This window comes from Nocardioides sp. B129/18, from assembly GCF_055282735.1.
In genome coordinates, this window is sequence record NZ_JBUZJI010000005.1 from 44,677 (window position 1) to 60,553 (window position 15,877).

Sequence of the window (15,877 nt, forward strand, 5' to 3'; positions counted from 1 at the left end):
GGCCGCGTTCGTTCGTCTTCGGGGTGCGCGGACGCCCGCGCGGCCCGCGGCCGACCGGTAGGCTCGCGGCGTGCTCGAATCCGTCCTCGAGGCCCAGTTCGGCCTGATGTTCGCGTTGAACCTCGCCCTGCTGGTGGTGAAGCTCTTCGCCTTCATCAGCGCCCTCATGTTCGAGGCGCGGGCCTACGAGGCCGCCGGCAAGCTCACCAAGACCGCCTGGACGCTGATCACCGGCATCGGGGTGGCCGTGGCCCTGGTGGGCCTCGGCGGCATCATCGACCTGGCGTTCACCATCGCCGCGCTCGTCTTCATCCTCGACGTGCGGCCCGCCCTCAAGGGGCTCTACCGGCGCTGAGCGCTCGCGTCCCTCCCTGCTCGCCGCCTCTCGGCGGGTGCGGGGGTCTCGACAGGCTCGACCACCGAAGGGTTGGCTCGACCACCGAAGGGTCGGCTCGACCACCGGCCCTTCTGCATGGGTTCGAGGTGTCAGTAGGCCCCGCGGCTGTTCACCACGGCGCCGATCGTCCGCGCCAGGATGCTGAGGTCCTGGAGCATCGACCAGTTGTCGACGTAGTAGAGGTCCAGGCGCACGGCCTCCTCGAAGGAGAGGTCCGAGCGGCCCGACACCTGCCACAGCCCGGTGAGGCCGGGGCGCACGTGCAGGCGACGGTGGACGTCCTCGGTGTACTCCGCCACCTCGGTGGGCAGCGGCGGGCGGGGGCCGACGAGGCTCATGTCGCCCTTGAGCACGTTCACCAGCTGGGGCAGCTCGTCGAGGGAGAGACGGCGCAGGATCGCGCCCACCTTGGTGATGCGGGGGTCGTGGGCCATCTTGAACAGGCCGCCCTCGAAGCCCATCTCGGCCTTCAGCTGCTCCAGCCGCGCCTCGGCGTCGACCACCATGGTGCGGAACTTCAGGCAGGCGAACTCCTCGCCGCCGCGGCCGGTGCGGGTCTGGCGGAAGAGCACGGGGCCGCGGTCGTCGAGCTTGATGGCCAGCGCGAGCATCAGCAGCACCGGGGCGAAGAAGAGGAGCAGCGCGCTCGCGCCGACGACGTCGAAGGCGCGCTTGCCGAGGGAGGCGGCGTCGCGGGCGGTGGGCGGGCTGATGTGCATCAGCGGGAGGCCGCCGACGGGCCGCACCCGGATGCGCTCGGAGGAGATCTCGATGACGCTCGGGGCCACCACGATGTTGACGCCGCGGCGCTCCAGCGCCCACACCAGGCGGCGCATCTCCTCGCCCGAGGCCACGCCGGCGCCGGCGAGGAAGACGGTGTCGATCGTGTCGTCCTGCGCCATCGCGACCAGGGCGTCGGCGCGGCCCAGCACCGGGACGCCGCCGGGGGTCTCGATGTCGGGGCAGTCGCCCAGGGCGCCGACGAGGTCGTAGCCCAGCCAGGTCTCGCGCCGCAGCACGGCGGCGATCTCGTCGATCTGGGTGCAGGTGCCCACCAGCAGGGTGCGCTGGCGCAGGACGCCGTGACGGCGGGCGGCGTGCACCAGCCGGCGCAGCGCCCAGCGGCCCAGCAGCAGGCCGATCGTGCCGAGCACGAAGGTGGCGCCGAAGAAGACGCGGGAGAGCTGGAACTTCGCCAGGTAGCAGGTGACGCCGATGAGCGCGCCGGTGTAGAGGCTCGCGTTCAGCACGCGCTTGAACTCGTCGGTGCCGGCGCCGAAGACGTTCTCGCGGTAGCCGCGCATCAGGTAGGTCACCGCGATCCAGGCCGCGAGGATCTCGGGACCGATCACGAGCGCCGACCACGTGAGGTCGACCTCGCCGTTGCCGCCGACGCTGACCTCCGCTCGGATCGCGACGCTGACGATGACGGCCAGGGTGATGATGACGGCGTCGAGGAGCACCGCCGTGGCGGGGAGGAACTTGAGAGCACGACTGGCCGCCCGGGTCTGGACGAAGCGCGTCGTGCGCTCAGCGAGGATCGACAAGGGGATCTCCTATGTCGAGGAAGTGTGGGGGAGGGTGGGACGGTCGATGGCCCACGCTGATTCTGAGGCCTTCCTTAACTCTCGCGAACTCCAGCGGGGAAAGTGGCCCAGAGGGACTAGACCAGTTGGTCACAAGTGACTACCTCCGTGTGACAGCCGGGTTTCGCGGGCCACCCGGACGGCATCGACGCCTCGGACGCTCGTCGGTGTTTGCCGGCGGCGTCACGCGAGCACACTCGTGACATGGACACCACGACCTGGATCACCGGCGGACTCGCCGCGTGGACCCTGCTGGCCCTGCCGGCCGCGGTCGTGTTCGGCCGCGCGATCGACCGTCACGACCACTCGCACGCCGCCGCGCTCACCACCGAGGAGTCCCCGCAGCGCGACTCCCGCGCCGCCTGACCCGCACCTGACCGGCTGCTGAGGCGCCGCTCACGCCGCGTCCGGTGCCGCTCGTCGGCCGTCTAGGCTGACCAGATGCCCGTCGATCCAGGAATCGCCGTCCTCCTCGACCTCATCGCCGCCTCGGACTACCCGCCCATGCACGAGGGCACCCCCGAGACCGCCCGCAAGGCGTTCCGGGCGATGACCGTCGACGTCGTCCAGCCCGACCACGTCGTGCCGGTCGCCGACGTCGTCGACACCACCGTCGCCGGAGTGCCGGTGCGCGTCTACCGTCCCGAGACCTCCGGCCCGCTGCCGACGCTGGTCTACCTCCACGGCGGCGGCTTCGTCATCGGCGACCTCGACACCCACGACCAGACCTGCCGCCGGCTGTGCGCCGGCGCCGACCTCGTCGTCGTCTCGGTCGACTATCGGCTCGCCCCCGAGCACCCCTGGCCCGCGGCCGTCGAGGACGCCCTCGCCGTCACCCGCGCCGTCGCCGACGACCTCGCCTCCTACGGCGGCGCCGGCCTGGCCGTCGGCGGCGACTCCGCCGGCGGCAACCTCGCCGCCATCGCCGCCCAGGAGCTGCGCGAGCAGATCAGCGGCCAGCTGCTGATCTACCCGGCCGTCGACCCCGGCGGGGAGTACCCCAGCCGCGAGGAGAACGCCGAGGGCTACTTCCTGGAGATGGCCACCATGCTGTGGTTCTTCGGGCACTACCTGCCCACCCTCGAGCAGGACGCCGGCCCGCTGGCCGACCCGCGCCTGGCGCCGCTGCACGGGCGCCTCGACGGCGTCGCGCCCGCCGTCGTCGTCACCGCCGAGCTCGACCCGCTGCGCGACGAGGGCGAGGCCTACGCCGCGGCCCTGGCCGCCGCGGGCGTCAGCGTCGACGCCGTGCGCTACGACAGCCTCGTCCACGGCTTCATCGACATGGGCGTGGTGAGCCCCGCGGCCACCGCGGCGCTCGACGACGTCGTGGCCCGCACCCGTCGCCTCCTGCACGGCGAGCATGGCTGAGCTGGTGACCCGCCCCTCTCGGACCCCGCGCCCGGAGCGCACCGCCCGGTGGTGGGTGGTGCTGGCCGGCACGGCGCTCTACAGCGTGTTCCTGGCCTTCGTGCTCTTCGAGCCGTCCAACGACGTGCCCTCGCAGAGCATCGCCGCCATCAGCCGACGCCTCACCGCCCAGGGCCTGCCGACGGTGCTCTCCGGATATCCCTATGTCGACTTCTGGTGCAACGTCGTGATCATGGTGCCGCTCGCCGCGGCCCTCGCGACCCTGTGGCGCCGGGTGCCGTGGGAGCGCTGGACCGTCGGCGCCTTCGCCGCCTCGGCCTCGGTGGAGATCACCCAGGCCCTCGCCTTCCCGCACCGCGTCCCGGCCTTCAGCGACGTCGTCGCCAACACCACCGGCGTCCTCCTCGGCGCCCTCGCCACCACGCTGGTGCGCGCCGCCCTCAAGCGGCCGCGGGCCCGCGTCGAGGTGCGCTGAGGGTCGGCAGATCGGTGCGGGGGTCTCGACAGGCTCGACCACCGAAAGGCCCGGTGATCGAGCTTGTCGAGATCCCTCCTGCCCGGCTGCCACCGGGACCTGTCTAGAGCGCTCGTCGCGTGCGGTGTGACGTGGGTCGGTTCGTCTGCGGCGCCTAAGACAGTGACCTAGCCTCGCGGGAGTCCTCCCCGTCCTCCTAGGAGCCTCCCCATGTCGCAGCGACGCGATGACGTCTCGTCCACCCCTGACTCCGTGACCCCGTCGGCGGGTCCGTCGCGTCGGGCGGTGGTGGCGGGGACGGCTGCGGTGTGGGCGGCGCCGGTGGTGACGGCAGTGGCGGCCGCACCTGCGTTCGCGGCGTCGGCGGGTCAGGCGGCCTCGATCACGCGGGTGACGCCGTCGACGACGTCGTACGTCACCCAGGCGGCGAGTGCGAGTGCGGTGTCGTTGTCGGTGAAGGTGACCGACAGGACCGGTGCGGCGGTGTCGGGGGCGTCGGTGACCTTCACGTTGAAGGTGGACTCCACGTGGCCGGCGTCGTTCGGGGCCTCGGCCACGGGTGGTGTGACGACCCAGGTGGCGACGACGAACGCGGCGGGTGTCGCGTCGGTGTCCTACGCCTACACCAAGCCGAGCAGGCACGCGGCGCTGCTGCAGGTCTCGGCGAGCGTGCCGACGACCGCCGGTGCGGTGTCGACGGGGTGGCGCACGCGGTTCCGGGAGTGGGTGCTGCCGACGGGCGGGCGCTCGAGCTCGGCCGCCGCTGCGTCGTACATGATCGCCGGCACCACCGCGTACGTGTGCGGCAGCCAGAATTACCGGGGGTCCAGCAGCACGACCACCGATTTCGTTCCCGCACCGGTCACAGCGCTCGGGACGGTCACCACCAAGGCGCTATGGCACAACTGGGCAGGCGGGGGATTCGGCGCGTACCTCCACTACAGCCTGCTCGGCGTCGACGGAGCCGTCTACGCCGGTGGCCAGTTCGTCTACGGGCAGGGCGGTACCACGGCCACCAGCCCCGGACCTGTCCTCGTGAGCCCGAGCTCGGACCTGCCAGCCGCGTCGGTCACCACCGGTGCCTACGGCGGGCGGATCCAGGCGGTGGTGGCCGGGGGCACCGTGTACGTCGCCGGCGCCAACGACAACGGCGAGCTCGGCAACGGCACCACGAGCACCTCCACCCTGACCTTCAAGGCGACCGCGACGTCCCCCACCGGCGGCTCCGAGCTGGCCGCGGGCACGGTGACCTCCGTCGCCGTCTGCGGCCCAGGAGGATCCAACCCCTCGGCCGATGCCGTGGTCGTGGTCGCCGGCGGTGAGCTGTACGGCTGGGGAGCCACCCAGTACCTCGCGTCGGGCTCCAGCACCTTGAGCGCTCAGTCAGTGCCGAAGAAGCTCGTCACCTCGTCGGCGAACGGTGACGCCGCGGGCGTGGTCTTCAGCCAGGTGAGCGCAGGGGGCGCGTTCGCCGTCGCTCTCGGGACGCTCAACGGCGTCACCAAGGTGTTCTCGTGGGGCCAGACTGCATCCAGCGGGCGCCTCGGCAACAAGGCGACGACGACCGACTACCGGATCCACGAGGTCACCGCCCTGCCCCCCGGCAAGACCTGGGTCAAGGTCGTCGCTGGCCCCGGGGGCGCGATGGCGCTCACCGACACCGGCGAGGTCTGGACCTGGGGCGGCCTCTATGGAGGCAACGGTGGGGGCACCGTCAGCACCGGAGACGCCGTGAGGCTCGACGTCGCCGGCCGCACCTTCACCGACATCGCCGTGGGCGCGGCCCAGTTCGCGCTCGCCGACGACGGCGTCCTCTACGCGTGGGGAGGCTCCCTGCTCTCCGGCGTGACCGGCACGACGTCGACCGGGGGCACCGGCACCCTCCTCACCGCGTCGCCGGTGCTCACCGACAAGGTCATGCTCGACTGAGATCCCGCCCGCGCCACCGCCCGCGCCGTCACCATGAGCCCGTGACGATCCCTCGCGTCCTCCACTTCGTCTACGGCATGCGCCCGCAGACCGAGCCGTTCCCGCTGCTGCACCACCTCGCGCTGCGCTCGTGCCTCGACCTGCATCCGGACTTCCGGGTGGTCGTGCACCTGCGGGAGACGCCGTGGGGTCCGTGGTGGGAGCGGATCGTCGACGACGTCGAGGTGCGACCCATCGAGCCCGGCGCGGGGCTCGGCGCCTCGCCGCCCGAGCTCGAGCAGTACCGCTACGCCCACGAGTCCGACGTCGTCCGGCTGGAGATCCTGCTGCGCGAGGGCGGGGTCTACGCCGACATCGACTCCCTCTTCGTGCGACCGCTGCCGCTGGAGTGGCTCGACGCCCCGGCCGTCATGGGCCACGAGACGCCGCCGGACGGAGCCGAGGGCTCGCTGTGCAACGCCTGGATCGCCGCCGAGCCCGGCAGCGCGTTCATCGCCACCTGGCTCCAGGAGATGCCCGCCGCGTTCGACGGCTCCTGGAGCAACCACTCCACCGTGCTGCCCTACCGGCTCAGCCAGCGGATGCCCGAGGCGCTGCGGGTGCTGCCGCGCACCGCGTTGTTCTCCCTCGACCACACCCCCGACGGGATCGCCGACCTCTTCGAGCGCGACGTGGAGCTGCCGCCCGACGCCGTCAGCCTCCACCTCTGGGAGCACCTGTGGCGCGACCGCGCGCGGCGCGACCACTCGCACTTCCACGCCGGGCTGCTCACGCCGTCCTACGTCCGGCACGCCGCCACCACCTACGCCCGCCTGGCCCGCCGGCACCTGCCCGACGACGTCGTCGCGCCGCAGGGCGTGTGGCTGCGCGATCGGGCCCGGCTGCGCGTCGAGCGGCGGCTGCACCGATCGGACGCGCTGCGTCGGGTGGGGCGGGCCGTGCGCCGCTGAGGGGTCTCGTCAGGCTCGAGCGCCGAAGGCAGGCTCGATCACCGACCGATCCGGGGGATCGAGCCTGTCGAGATCCGGCGAGACGAGTGCGGGGTCTCACCCACTCGGCCCGGGATGCCGGACGGGGCTTGGCTACGCTCGCCGACGTGACCACGTCCCCGGCTGCTGCGTGGTTCGACCGCAACACCCACCAATGGCACGAGTGGACCCTCGAGCAGCTGCGCGAGGCCAAGGGCGAGCAGTGCGTCTCGCTGGTCGTGCCGGCCCGCAACGAGGCCGCCACCGTCGGTGACGTCGTCACCCGGGTGCGCGAGGCGCTGCTCGACTCCGCCGGGCTGCTCGACGAGATCGTCGTCATCGACTCCGACTCCACCGACGCCACGGCCGCGATCGCCGCCGACGCCGGCGCCGTCGTCCACCGCACCCGCGACATCCGTCCCGACCTCGGCTCGGTGCCCGGCAAGGGCGAGGCGATGTGGAAGTCGCTGTTCGTCACCCGCGGCGAGCTGATCGTCTTCATGGACGCCGACCTCACCGACTGGGACACCCACTTCGTGCCTGGCCTCCTCGGGCCGCTGCTCACCCGCCCCGAGGTGGCGCTGGTCAAGGGCTACTACGAGCGGCCCGGGCAGGCCGGCCCCCTCGACGGCGGCCGCGTCACCGAGCTCGTCGCCCGGCCCGTCATCGCCCTCGAGCACCCCGCGCTGGCCGGGCTGGTGCAGCCGCTGGCCGGCGAGTGGGCGATCCGCCGCTCGCTGTTCGAGCAGCTGAGCGTGCCCACCGGCTACGCCGTCGAGATCGCCTCCCTCATCGACACCGCCCGGCTGCTCGGCGTCGACGCCCTCGCCCAGGTGGGCCTCGGCGTCCGCGCCCACTCCCACCAGCCGCTGCACGACCTCGGCGCGATGGCCACCCAGCTGCTGGCCGCCGTGCAGCGCCGACGCGACCTCCAGAGCCCGCCCGAGCAGCTCGACGCCAGCGTCGTGCTGCGGCAGTACCGCCCCCAGGAGGGGCGCATCGAACCCGCCGAGCGCGACGTCCGCGTCGGCGAGCGGCCCCCCGCGAGGAGCGTGCAGTGACCCTCAGACTGCGTCGGCACGAGTTCGCCGACGACCACAAGCTGATGATGGCGATCGTCAACCGGACGCCGGACTCCTTCTTCGACCAGGGCGCCACCTGGGCCGAGGACAAGGCGTTCGAGCGGGTCGCCGCCGTCGTCGAGCAGGGCGCGGAGATCGTCGACATCGGCGGCATCAAGGCCGCGCCCGGCGTCGAGATCGGGCCCGAGGAGGAGAAGGCCCGCGTGGTCGACTTCGTCGCCCGGGTGCGCGAGACCTACCCGCGGCTGGTGATCAGCGTCGACACCTGGCGCGCCGAGGTCGGCGACGCCGTGTGCGCCGCCGGCGCCGACGTGCTCAACGACGCCTGGGGCGGCGCCGACCCCGAGCTCGTCGACGTCGCCGCCCAGCACGACGCCGCGATCATCTGCACCCACACCGGCGGCGTCACGCCGCGCACCCGGCCCTACCGCCTGGAGTACGACGACGTCGTCGCCAGCGCCATCGCCGACACCATGGCCTACGCCGACCGCGCCGTCGCCGCCGGCGTGCGCGAGGAGAGCGTCGTCATCGACCCCGCGCACGACTTCGGCAAGAACACCTTCCACTCCCTCGAGGTCACCCGCCGGATCGGCGAGATGGTCGAGGCCGGACGCGGCCGCCCCGTGCTGGTCTCGCTGTCGAACAAGGACTTCGTGGGGGAGTCGCTCGACCTGCCCGTCGGCGAGCGCCTCATCGGCACCCTGGCCGCCACCGCGCTGTGCGCCCAGGCCGGCGCCCGCATCTACCGCGTCCACCAGGTCGTCGAGACCCGCCAGACCGTCGACATGGTCGACGTCATCACCGGGGTGCGCCTGCCCCGCCGAGCGATCCGAGGTCTGCAGTGAGCACCCCCAGCCGCGTCGTCCTGGTGCCCGGCGTCCTGGCCCTGCTGCCGCAGTACGCCGGCCAGACCGATCCCGTCGCCGAGCTGCGCGTAGCCGCCGTCGCCGCGGTGGGCTGGGCCGGTGCCGAGGCGCAGGTCGTCGCCGAGCCGCAGGGCGCCCGCGTCGTCGAGGCGCTGCGGGCCGAGGCCCGGGCCGCCGGCACCCTCGCCGAGGGCGGTGCGGACGCCGTCGTCGTCGTCGCCAACGGCTCGGCCACCCGCACCGAGAAGGCCCCCGGCCACCTCGACGAGCGCGCCGCCGGCGTCGACGCAGCGCTGGGGGAGGCCCTCCGTGCTCCGGCTCCGGACGGTTTGAGACAGTTGGACGGCGCACTCGCCGCGGAGCTGATGATCGGCCACCCCGACGGGTTCGCCCGCCTGGCCGACCTGCTCGACACCGCGAGCTCGGCCCAGGTGGACTACGCCGACGACCCCTTCGGCGTCCAGTACTGGGTGATGAGGTGGCAATGCGAGTCCTGACCGGCGCCGACCAGACCGGCGAGCTCACCGACGACGACCTGCGCGCGCTCTACGCGGCGCCCTCGGCGCCGTTCCTGCGCGTCAACATGGTCTCCACCGTGGACGGCAGCGCCACCGGCGCCAACGGCCGCAGCGGCTCGATCAACAACGCCGCCGACAAGCGGGTCTTCGACGTCCTGCGCGAGCTCGCCGACGTCATCGTCGTCGGCGCCGGCACCGCGAAGGCCGAGGGCTACCGCCCCGCGCAGCGCCCCATCGTCCTGGTCAGCCGCAAGGCGCAGGTGCCCGAGACGCTGCGCGACGCGCCCGCCGGCTCGGTCTACCTGGCCACCTGCTCGCGCTCGGACGGCATCGAGAAGGCCCGCGAGCTGCTCGGCGAGGAGCACGTGCTCACCCTCGGCAGCCACCGCGTCGACCTGCCGCTGCTCAAGCAGACCCTCGCCGACCGCGGCTGGGGCCACCAGCTCTGCGAGGGCGGCCCGCACCTGCTGCGCGACCTCGTCCACCAGGGCGCCGCCGACGAGCTCACCGCCACCTCGGTGCCGCGCCTCGTGGCCGGCGCCTACCCGCGCATCACCGAGGGCGCGCCCGTCGACAACCCGCTCGAGCTCGCGCTGCTCCTCGAGGACGCCGGCACCCTCTTCGGCCGCTGGACCATCGCCTCCACCGACGTCTCGTAGTTCCCTGGTCGGCGCCCGCCGACCGGCCCTAGGGTGCGGCCCATGGACGTGGGCCTCACCCTGCCCGTCATGGAGCCCGACCTCTGGGCGGCTCCCGACACCCTCGAGCGCTGGGCGCGCGCCGTCGACGACGGCCCGTTCTCCAGCCTCTGCTTCGGCGAGCGGGTCGCCTTCGACAATCCCGAGACGCTGACGCTGCTCGGCGCCGTCGCCGCCTGGACCTCCCGGGTGCGCGTGGCCACCACCGTCGTCGTCCCGCAGCTGCACCAGCCGGTGCTGCTCGCCAAGGCGCTGGCCACCGCCGACCGGCTCTGCGGCGGACGCCTCAGCGTCGGCGTCGGGGTGGGCGGCCGCGAGGAGGACTACCGCACCGCCGGCGCCGACCTCGCCACCCAGACCATGCGCGACATGGCCGCCCGCGTCGCCACCATGCGCGCGGTGTGGGCGGGCGAGACCCCCGAGGGCGCCACCCGCTCCGTCGGACCGGCGCCCCTGCAGCCCGGCGGTCCGGAGATGCTGGTCGGCACCATGGGCCCGCGCACCATCGCGCACGCCGCCTCCTGGGCCGACGGCCTGGCCGGCGTCACCCTCGACCTCGACCCGGCGGCCGTCGGGGGCCTCTTCGACCTCGCCCGCACCTCCTGGGCCGACGCCGGCCGCGCCGCCCCGCGCCTGACGACGTCGTTCTGGTTCGCCCTCGAGGAGACCGCCGACCACCGCGGCCCCCGCGCCCAGGTGCACCGCCACCTGCGGCACTACATGAGCTGGCTGCCGGCCTCGCTCGTCGACGCACTGGCCCCCACCACCGGCTTCGCCGGCACCCTGCCGCAGCTGCGCGCCGTCCTCGACTCCTTCGCCGACCTCGGCTGCGACGAGGTGCAGCTGATCCCCACCGACTCCTCGGTGGAGCAGGTGGCGCGGGTGGCCGAGCTCTTGTAACGCGGAGTCCCGTGCACTTCCCACCGGCCATAACCGGGGGCCAGTGCACGGGACTCCGCGTTACATGCCGGCCGGAGCGTCGACCCGGCGCACCACGCCCAGCCCGACCAGCGCGTCGAGGGCGGCGTCGAGGGCGGCGGCGACCGCGTCGGGAGGAGCCTCGCCGAGCCGAGCCACGGCTGAGAAAGCGAGGTCGTCGGCCGTGCGCGGCTGGTCGTCGAGCAGGGAGAGCAGCAGCGTCCCGAGGACCGAGAGCCGGGCGACCTGCTCGCCCACCAGCACCACCGACTCCTCGTCCTCGACCAGCCAGTCGTCCCAGGCGCCACGGACGTAGGCGGGGCTCATCGCAGCAGCCGCTCGACGACGTCGGGCAGCGTCTCGGCCTCGCGGTAGCGGATCCGGCGGATGCCGCCGACGTCGGCGGCGAGGTCGGCGACCCGGTGCAGTCCACGCTCGAGCACGGCCAGGCTCGAGCTCTGCTCCGCCAACGCCACCAGACCCTCGAGCAGCGGCACGTCCGCGACGAGCGGGGTGCTCGGTGCGTCCGGCGAGCGGTCGAGCAGCAGCAGGGCCCCCAGCCGGACGTCGTCGGGCGCGGGGAGCAGGCCGAGGTCGTCGGGGCTCACGGTGTCCTTCGGGCGCAGCCCGTCGGGGCCGAGCAGCGACAGCGGCTTGGCGTAGGGGTGGATCCGTCCGGACGCCTCGAGGCCGGCGGTCTCGTCGGACACGTACCCCAGCCGACGCCCGAGGACGCGGGTGGCGGTCGTCTTGCCGCGGCCCGACGGCCCGACGAGCACCGCGGCCCGGCCGGAGGCGGGATCGGCGAGCACGGCCGCATGCAGCATCACCAGTCGGCCGACGCCGTGGCTGATCGCCGCGCGCGTCATCAGGTTGGTGAGGTCCTCCATCCGCGCGCGCAGGTCGGCCTCGTCGTCGAGCACCAGCTCCAGGCGCTCCGCAGGAGCGGTGTGCGGCGCGCCACCGTCTCCCGGGATCATGAGACAGCGCCCCCACGCATGCTGGATGCTGGCTCTCAGCACGCCCGCGGCCGCGCCTCTCGGGAGCACCTCGACGCGCGCGTCGAGCACCCGGAGCAGGATCGGGTCGGTCGACGACGGGGTGGGTCGCGCAACGGCGCGTGGACGAGGGGAAGTCATTGGAACCGAGAGAGTATCTGCGAGCGCTGCGCAGCCACTGGCTGGGCGCGATCCTGATCGTCATCCTCGTGACGGTGGGCGCGGGTCTGTACTCGAGCTCGCGACCCAAGGTGTACGCCGCTGACGCCAGCGGCTTCGTCTCGGTCGGCGGCCCGTCCAACAGCCCCGGCGAGGCCTCGGTCAGCGACAGCCTCGCGAAGTCGCGGGCCACCTCCTACGTCGACATCGCCACCAGCCGCGCCGTCGCCCAGCGGGTCATCGATCAGCTCGGCCTCGACACCTCGCCCGGCGCCCTGATCGGCAGCGTCACCGTCACGCAGCCCGAGGACACCGTGCTGCTCAAGGTCACCGCGCGCGCCGGCGACCCCGAGTCCGCCCAGCGGCTCGCCGACGCCTGGGTCAGCGGCATCGCCGCCGAGGTCACGCGCCTGGAGGACCCGCAGGGCACCGCGCCGCAGGCGCCGACGGTCAAGCCGTTCGTCGCCGCCGCCCTCCCGGGCGCGCCGATCTCCCCGCAGCCGCGGCGCGACACCGCCATCGGGCTCATCCTGGGTCTGCTCCTCGGACTCGTCTACGCCATCGGCCGCCACCAGCTCGACCGCCGCCTGCGGTCGGCGGCGATGATCGAGGAGGAGTTCGGTCACACCGTGATCGGCGAGATCCCGGTCGCCAAGGAGCTCGACGCCCACGACGGCCCGGGCGTCGCCGCCCAGACCACCTTCGGCGGGATCCCGTCCGGTGCGGGCGAGGCGTTCCGCAAGCTGCGCACGAACCTCAGCTACACCGACGTCGACCACCCGCCGCAGGTCATCGTCGTCACCAGCCCGCGGGAGTCCGACGGCAAGTCGACGGCCGTGGTCAACCTCGCGGCCGCGATCGCCAGCGCCGGGCGTCCGGTCACCCTCGTCGACGCCGACCTGCGCCGCTCCACCGTCGCCTCCCGCCTGCACGTCGACGACGTCGTGGGGCTCACCGACGTGCTCGTCGGGTCCGTCGACGTCGACACGGCGCTCCAGAGCTCGCCCGACGTGGAGGGGCTGCGGATCCTGCCCGCCGGCAGCGTCCCGCCCAACCCCAGCGAGCTGCTGGGCTCCCAGGCGATGGCCACGCTCCTGCGCCGCCTCGCCGAGGACGGGCTCGTGCTCGTCGACGCCGCCCCGCTCCTGCCGGTCACCGACGCCGCGGTGCTGGCTCCGCAGTGCGACGGGGTGCTGCTGGTGGTGTCCTACCGCAAGACCGCCGACCACGAGATGCGCTCGGCGCTGGCCAGCCTCGAGCGGGTCGGCGCGCGGGTGCTCGGCGTGGTCCTCAACCGCATCGAGCGCAGCGCGCCGGAGCTGTACTACTACCGCAAGGGCTATGCCAAGGGCGAGAAGCCCTCGCGACGCTCCCGCCGGCAGGCCCGCAAGGCGGCCCGGACCGAGGCGAAGGCGGAGCGCAAGGCCGCCCGCCGGCCGGCGGCGTCCACGCCGTCGCCCGCCGCGCCGACCGTGCCGCCGGTGACGCCTGCCGAGCCCGCCCTCGGCTCGGGGCGCCACCAGGCCGAGGAGAAGGCCGTCGACGCCTGAGCGTCGGCGCCACCCGATGACCACCGCTGCGACCCGCAGCCCCGAGCGCGGCGCGTCCGCCCATGACGTCGCCCGGGTGCGCGCGGGTCTGCGGCTGCTCCTCGCCGGCGCCGACGCGTGGCGTCCCGACCTCCCCGACGACGACCTCCTCGACGTCGTGACCCGCCACCGGCTCGCCCCGTTCCTCGACCTCCACGGGTCCCGGCTCGAGGTGTCCGATCACGCGCGGGGGATCATCCAGGAGCGGGCCGACGCGGCTCGGCTCTCGTCGCTGACCCAGATCCGCCGCACGCTCGAGGTCGCCTCCGACCTCGAGCGCGCCGGCCTCCGCTCGCTGGCGCTCAAGGGTCCCTGTCTGGCCGCGCGGGCCTACGACGATCCCGCGAGCCGCGATCCCGGCGACCTCGACGTCCTGGTGCGCCGCGACGACGTGGTCGAGACCGCAGCGCTCCTGCAGGACGCCGGGTGGCGGCCCGATCCGACGTTCCTGCGTCCCGTCGACTCCACCGGCTTCTCCTACCTGCGCTGGGCCTACTACGAGCTCCCGTTCGACCGCGACGGCGTCACGATCGACCTGCACTGGGACCTCGGACCCGTGCGCAGCGGGCTCCCGGGGTTCGAGGAGCTCTGGTCGGCTCGCGCCCGGGTCGACCTCGCCGGGGTCCCCGTCGCCACGCTCGGCGACGCCGACGCCCTCACCCACCTGTGCCATCACGCGGCGAAGGACCACTGGGCGTCGCTGCGCGGCCTGCTCGACGTGGCCGCCCTCCTCGCCCGCGGCATCCGACCCTCGCGGGAGACCCGCGCGGTGCGGCGCACGCTCGCGGTGGTCCGCGCCCAGCTGGGCGTCGGGGACGCTCCCCCCGTGCGTCGCACCGCCGACGACCTGGCCGAGGCCGCCCTCTGGCAGCGCAGCGGCAGCGGGATCTCCGAGTCTCCCTACGCGGCGGCGCTGCGCGAGGAGGCGACGGCGCGGCTGCGGGAGAGCCGCCACCCGCGCGAGCTCGCGCGATTCGCCGCGTTCAAGGCGCTCGGGGTCGCCGACGACGGCTCCGGCACGCTGCGCGGGCTCCTCGCCCACCGGGGACGTCGGGGGCCGCGACGGCTCACCGGCGGCTGAGCGCTCCCCGGCCGACCAGCTCGTCGACGAACGAGGTGACGTCGGCGCGGACCACCTCGGGTGGCGCGTCGTGCTCGGCGGCGAGCACCTCGACGAGCCGGTCCAGCGAGGTCGGCTCGCGCACCAGCTCCCAGATGCGGGCTCCGACGGCGTCGAGCGAGACCAGGTCGTCGTCCACGAGGAGCACCCGCCGGCCGCGCACGAGGGTGTCGGGGACGCCGGGCACCCGGTGGATCAGCGGCTCCGTCATCGTCCTCAGCCCGCCTCGAGCGCCGCGGCCAGCGCAGCGACCTGCTCCAGCGGCGGGTCGTAGCCGGGGAAGTAGGCGCAGACGCGGTCGGCGAGGTCGCCGAAGCGGCGGTGCAGCTCGGCGGCGCACTCCGACGGGGTGCCGCGCACGGCCAGCGTCTGCAGCATCGGCTCGGTGATCAGCGCGACCATCGCGGCGACGTCGCCGGTCTTCGACAGCGCGTTGAGCTGCGGCTGCAGCTCGCCCCAGCCCTCCACGTCGAGCACCGAGCGGTAGGCCGGCGTCGAGCCGTAGAAGGCCAGCAGCGCCGCGACGCCGCGGTCGGCCGCCGCCTGCTCCTCGGGCGTCGTGCCCATCGCGACGATCGCCTGCGGCTGCAGGAGGAAGCCCGGACGCGGGGTGCCCAGCGCCGGCAGCGTCCGCTCGCGCACGTGCCGGTGGGAGTGGAACGGCATGACCAGCAGCCCGTCGGCCACCTCAGCGGCGGCGCGCGTCATCTGCGGGCCGAGCGCTCCGAGCAGGATCGGCGGGACGCCGTACGGGTTCGGACCCGGGACGAACGTCGGCGGCATGAGGGTGTGGCGGGTGAACTCGCCGCGGAAGTCCAGGCGGGTGCCGTCCTGCCAGGAGGTGAGGATCGCCCGCGTGGCCGCGACGATCTCGCGCATCCGCCCCACCGGACGGTCCCAGGTGGCGCCGTAGCGGTGCTCGATGTGCGGGCGGATCTGCGAGCCCAGCCCCAGCCGGAAGCGTCCCTGCGAGAGCAGCTGCAGGTCCCACGCGGTGTGGGCCAGGTGCATCGGCGAGCGGGGCAGGGCGATCGCCACGTTCGTCATGAGGTCCAGGCCGGTGCCCGCCGCCAGCGCCAGCGGCAGGAACACGTCGTGGGGGCCCTCGAAGGTGAACAGGCCCGCGACGCCGGTGCTGGCCAGCTCGGCAGCACGCTCCGCCGACTGCGCCGGACCGGCGTCGAGCTGGATGTCGAGTCGCAC

The 15,877-nt window shown here is 73.8% G+C and carries 19 protein-coding genes; 13 read left to right on the plus strand and 6 right to left on the minus strand.

What is annotated here, in order from left to right:
• Positions 1 to 70 precede the first annotated feature (70 nt).
• Positions 71 to 355, plus strand: a complete 285-nt coding sequence (locus ACZDWJ_RS05185) for a DUF2516 family protein (protein ID WP_463519860.1) — start codon at positions 71 to 73, stop codon at positions 353 to 355.
• A 131-nt stretch (positions 356 to 486) separates the two neighbouring features.
• On the opposite strand, the gene ACZDWJ_RS05190 is transcribed toward ACZDWJ_RS05185, so the two are convergent.
• Positions 487 to 1,944, minus strand: coding sequence for a sugar transferase (locus ACZDWJ_RS05190; protein WP_463519861.1), 1,458 nt, complete (start codon positions 1,942 to 1,944; stop codon positions 487 to 489).
• Positions 1,945 to 2,187: 243 nt separating this feature from the next.
• Between ACZDWJ_RS05190 and ACZDWJ_RS05195 the strand changes: the two genes are divergently transcribed.
• From ACZDWJ_RS05195 to ACZDWJ_RS05205, 3 genes are all read left to right on the plus strand, one after another.
• The gene (locus ACZDWJ_RS05195) at positions 2,188 to 2,349 is read left to right on the plus strand and encodes a hypothetical protein (protein WP_463519862.1); all 162 of its coding nucleotides are present in this window, start codon (positions 2,188 to 2,190) and stop codon (positions 2,347 to 2,349) included.
• A gap of 75 nt (positions 2,350 to 2,424) precedes the next feature.
• Positions 2,425 to 3,354 (plus strand): alpha/beta hydrolase, encoded by a 930-nt coding sequence (locus tag ACZDWJ_RS05200; protein ID WP_463519863.1) that lies wholly within the window; start codon positions 2,425 to 2,427, stop codon positions 3,352 to 3,354.
• Positions 3,347 to 3,829 carry a VanZ family protein gene (locus tag ACZDWJ_RS05205; RefSeq protein WP_463519864.1) on the plus strand — a complete coding sequence of 161 codons (483 nt, stop codon included), beginning with the start codon at positions 3,347 to 3,349 and terminating at the stop codon, positions 3,827 to 3,829. Before ACZDWJ_RS05200 ends, ACZDWJ_RS05205 begins: the two co-directional genes overlap by 8 nt.
• A 368-nt stretch (positions 3,830 to 4,197) precedes the next feature.
• Here the strand turns inward: ACZDWJ_RS05205 and ACZDWJ_RS05210 are convergent, their stop codons facing one another.
• Entirely contained in the window at positions 4,198 to 4,386 is a 189-nt protein-coding gene (locus ACZDWJ_RS05210) for a hypothetical protein (protein WP_463519865.1), read from the minus strand.
• A 19-nt stretch (positions 4,387 to 4,405) separates the two neighbouring features.
• Between ACZDWJ_RS05210 and ACZDWJ_RS05215 the strand changes: the two genes are divergently transcribed.
• From ACZDWJ_RS05215 to ACZDWJ_RS05245, 7 genes are all read left to right on the plus strand, one after another.
• Complete coding sequence (locus tag ACZDWJ_RS05215; protein WP_463519866.1) at positions 4,406 to 5,758, plus strand: RCC1 domain-containing protein; 1,353 nt, start codon at positions 4,406 to 4,408, stop codon at positions 5,756 to 5,758.
• Between the two features lie 41 nt (positions 5,759 to 5,799).
• Positions 5,800 to 6,708: a glycosyltransferase gene (locus ACZDWJ_RS05220; protein WP_463519867.1), complete on the plus strand. Its 909-nt coding sequence runs from the start codon at positions 5,800 to 5,802 to the stop codon at positions 6,706 to 6,708.
• Between the two features lie 146 nt (positions 6,709 to 6,854).
• The gene (locus ACZDWJ_RS05225) at positions 6,855 to 7,787 is read left to right on the plus strand and encodes a glucosyl-3-phosphoglycerate synthase (RefSeq protein WP_463519868.1); all 933 of its coding nucleotides are present in this window, start codon (positions 6,855 to 6,857) and stop codon (positions 7,785 to 7,787) included.
• On the plus strand, positions 7,784 to 8,653 hold the full coding sequence (folP, locus tag ACZDWJ_RS05230) for a dihydropteroate synthase (RefSeq protein ID WP_463519869.1): 870 nt from the start codon (positions 7,784 to 7,786) through the stop codon (positions 8,651 to 8,653). The genes ACZDWJ_RS05225 and folP overlap by 4 nt, the downstream gene beginning before the upstream one ends.
• Positions 8,650 to 9,171, plus strand: coding sequence for a class III extradiol ring-cleavage dioxygenase family protein (locus ACZDWJ_RS05235; protein WP_463519870.1), 522 nt, complete (start codon positions 8,650 to 8,652; stop codon positions 9,169 to 9,171). The genes folP and ACZDWJ_RS05235 overlap by 4 nt, the downstream gene beginning before the upstream one ends.
• Positions 9,159 to 9,851 (plus strand): dihydrofolate reductase family protein, encoded by a 693-nt coding sequence (locus ACZDWJ_RS05240; protein WP_463519871.1) that lies wholly within the window; start codon positions 9,159 to 9,161, stop codon positions 9,849 to 9,851. The genes ACZDWJ_RS05235 and ACZDWJ_RS05240 overlap by 13 nt, the downstream gene beginning before the upstream one ends.
• A gap of 42 nt (positions 9,852 to 9,893) precedes the next feature.
• On the plus strand, positions 9,894 to 10,790 hold the full coding sequence (locus tag ACZDWJ_RS05245; protein WP_463519872.1) for an LLM class flavin-dependent oxidoreductase: 897 nt from the start codon (positions 9,894 to 9,896) through the stop codon (positions 10,788 to 10,790).
• A gap of 60 nt (positions 10,791 to 10,850) precedes the next feature.
• Here the strand turns inward: ACZDWJ_RS05245 and ACZDWJ_RS05250 are convergent, their stop codons facing one another.
• Positions 10,851 to 11,135 (minus strand): hypothetical protein, encoded by a 285-nt coding sequence (locus ACZDWJ_RS05250; protein ID WP_463519873.1) that lies wholly within the window; start codon positions 11,133 to 11,135, stop codon positions 10,851 to 10,853.
• Complete coding sequence (locus tag ACZDWJ_RS05255; RefSeq protein ID WP_463519874.1) at positions 11,132 to 11,788, minus strand: hypothetical protein; 657 nt, start codon at positions 11,786 to 11,788, stop codon at positions 11,132 to 11,134. The genes ACZDWJ_RS05250 and ACZDWJ_RS05255 overlap by 4 nt, the downstream gene beginning before the upstream one ends.
• Before the next feature lie 158 nt (positions 11,789 to 11,946).
• On the opposite strand from ACZDWJ_RS05255, the gene ACZDWJ_RS05260 reads away from it, so the two are divergent.
• Positions 11,947 to 13,515, plus strand: coding sequence for a tyrosine-protein kinase domain-containing protein (locus tag ACZDWJ_RS05260; RefSeq protein ID WP_463519875.1), 1,569 nt, complete (start codon positions 11,947 to 11,949; stop codon positions 13,513 to 13,515).
• Positions 13,516 to 13,531: 16 nt separating this feature from the next.
• On the plus strand, positions 13,532 to 14,635 hold the full coding sequence (locus ACZDWJ_RS05265) for a nucleotidyltransferase family protein (RefSeq protein ID WP_463519876.1): 1,104 nt from the start codon (positions 13,532 to 13,534) through the stop codon (positions 14,633 to 14,635).
• On the opposite strand, the gene ACZDWJ_RS05270 is transcribed toward ACZDWJ_RS05265, so the two are convergent.
• Positions 14,622 to 14,885 (minus strand): PqqD family protein, encoded by a 264-nt coding sequence (locus ACZDWJ_RS05270; RefSeq protein ID WP_463519877.1) that lies wholly within the window; start codon positions 14,883 to 14,885, stop codon positions 14,622 to 14,624. The two genes, ACZDWJ_RS05265 and ACZDWJ_RS05270, sit on opposite strands and share 14 nt — an antisense overlap.
• Positions 14,886 to 14,890: 5 nt before the next feature.
• Entirely contained in the window at positions 14,891 to 15,877 is a 987-nt protein-coding gene (locus ACZDWJ_RS05275; protein ID WP_463519878.1) for a TIGR03617 family F420-dependent LLM class oxidoreductase, read from the minus strand.

What these genes read in the sequence shown, in the direction of transcription:
- ACZDWJ_RS05240 (WP_463519871.1), top strand. Translation starts at nt 9,159, where the DNA reads ATGCGAGTCCTGACCGGCGCCGACCAGACCGGCGAGCTCACCGACGAC.
- ACZDWJ_RS05250 (WP_463519873.1), bottom strand. Translation starts at nt 11,135, where the DNA reads ATGAGCCCCGCCTACGTCCGTGGCGCCTGGGACGACTGGCTGGTCGAG.
- ACZDWJ_RS05200 (WP_463519863.1), top strand. Translation starts at nt 2,425, where the DNA reads ATGCCCGTCGATCCAGGAATCGCCGTCCTCCTCGACCTCATCGCCGCC.
- ACZDWJ_RS05270 (WP_463519877.1), bottom strand. Translation starts at nt 14,885, where the DNA reads ATGACGGAGCCGCTGATCCACCGGGTGCCCGGCGTCCCCGACACCCTC.
- ACZDWJ_RS05195 (WP_463519862.1), top strand. Translation starts at nt 2,188, where the DNA reads ATGGACACCACGACCTGGATCACCGGCGGACTCGCCGCGTGGACCCTG.
- ACZDWJ_RS05205 (WP_463519864.1), top strand. Translation starts at nt 3,347, where the DNA reads ATGGCTGAGCTGGTGACCCGCCCCTCTCGGACCCCGCGCCCGGAGCGC.
- ACZDWJ_RS05265 (WP_463519876.1), top strand. Translation starts at nt 13,532, where the DNA reads ATGACCACCGCTGCGACCCGCAGCCCCGAGCGCGGCGCGTCCGCCCAT.
- ACZDWJ_RS05245 (WP_463519872.1), top strand. Translation starts at nt 9,894, where the DNA reads ATGGACGTGGGCCTCACCCTGCCCGTCATGGAGCCCGACCTCTGGGCG.
- ACZDWJ_RS05255 (WP_463519874.1), bottom strand. Translation starts at nt 11,788, where the DNA reads ATGATCCCGGGAGACGGTGGCGCGCCGCACACCGCTCCTGCGGAGCGC.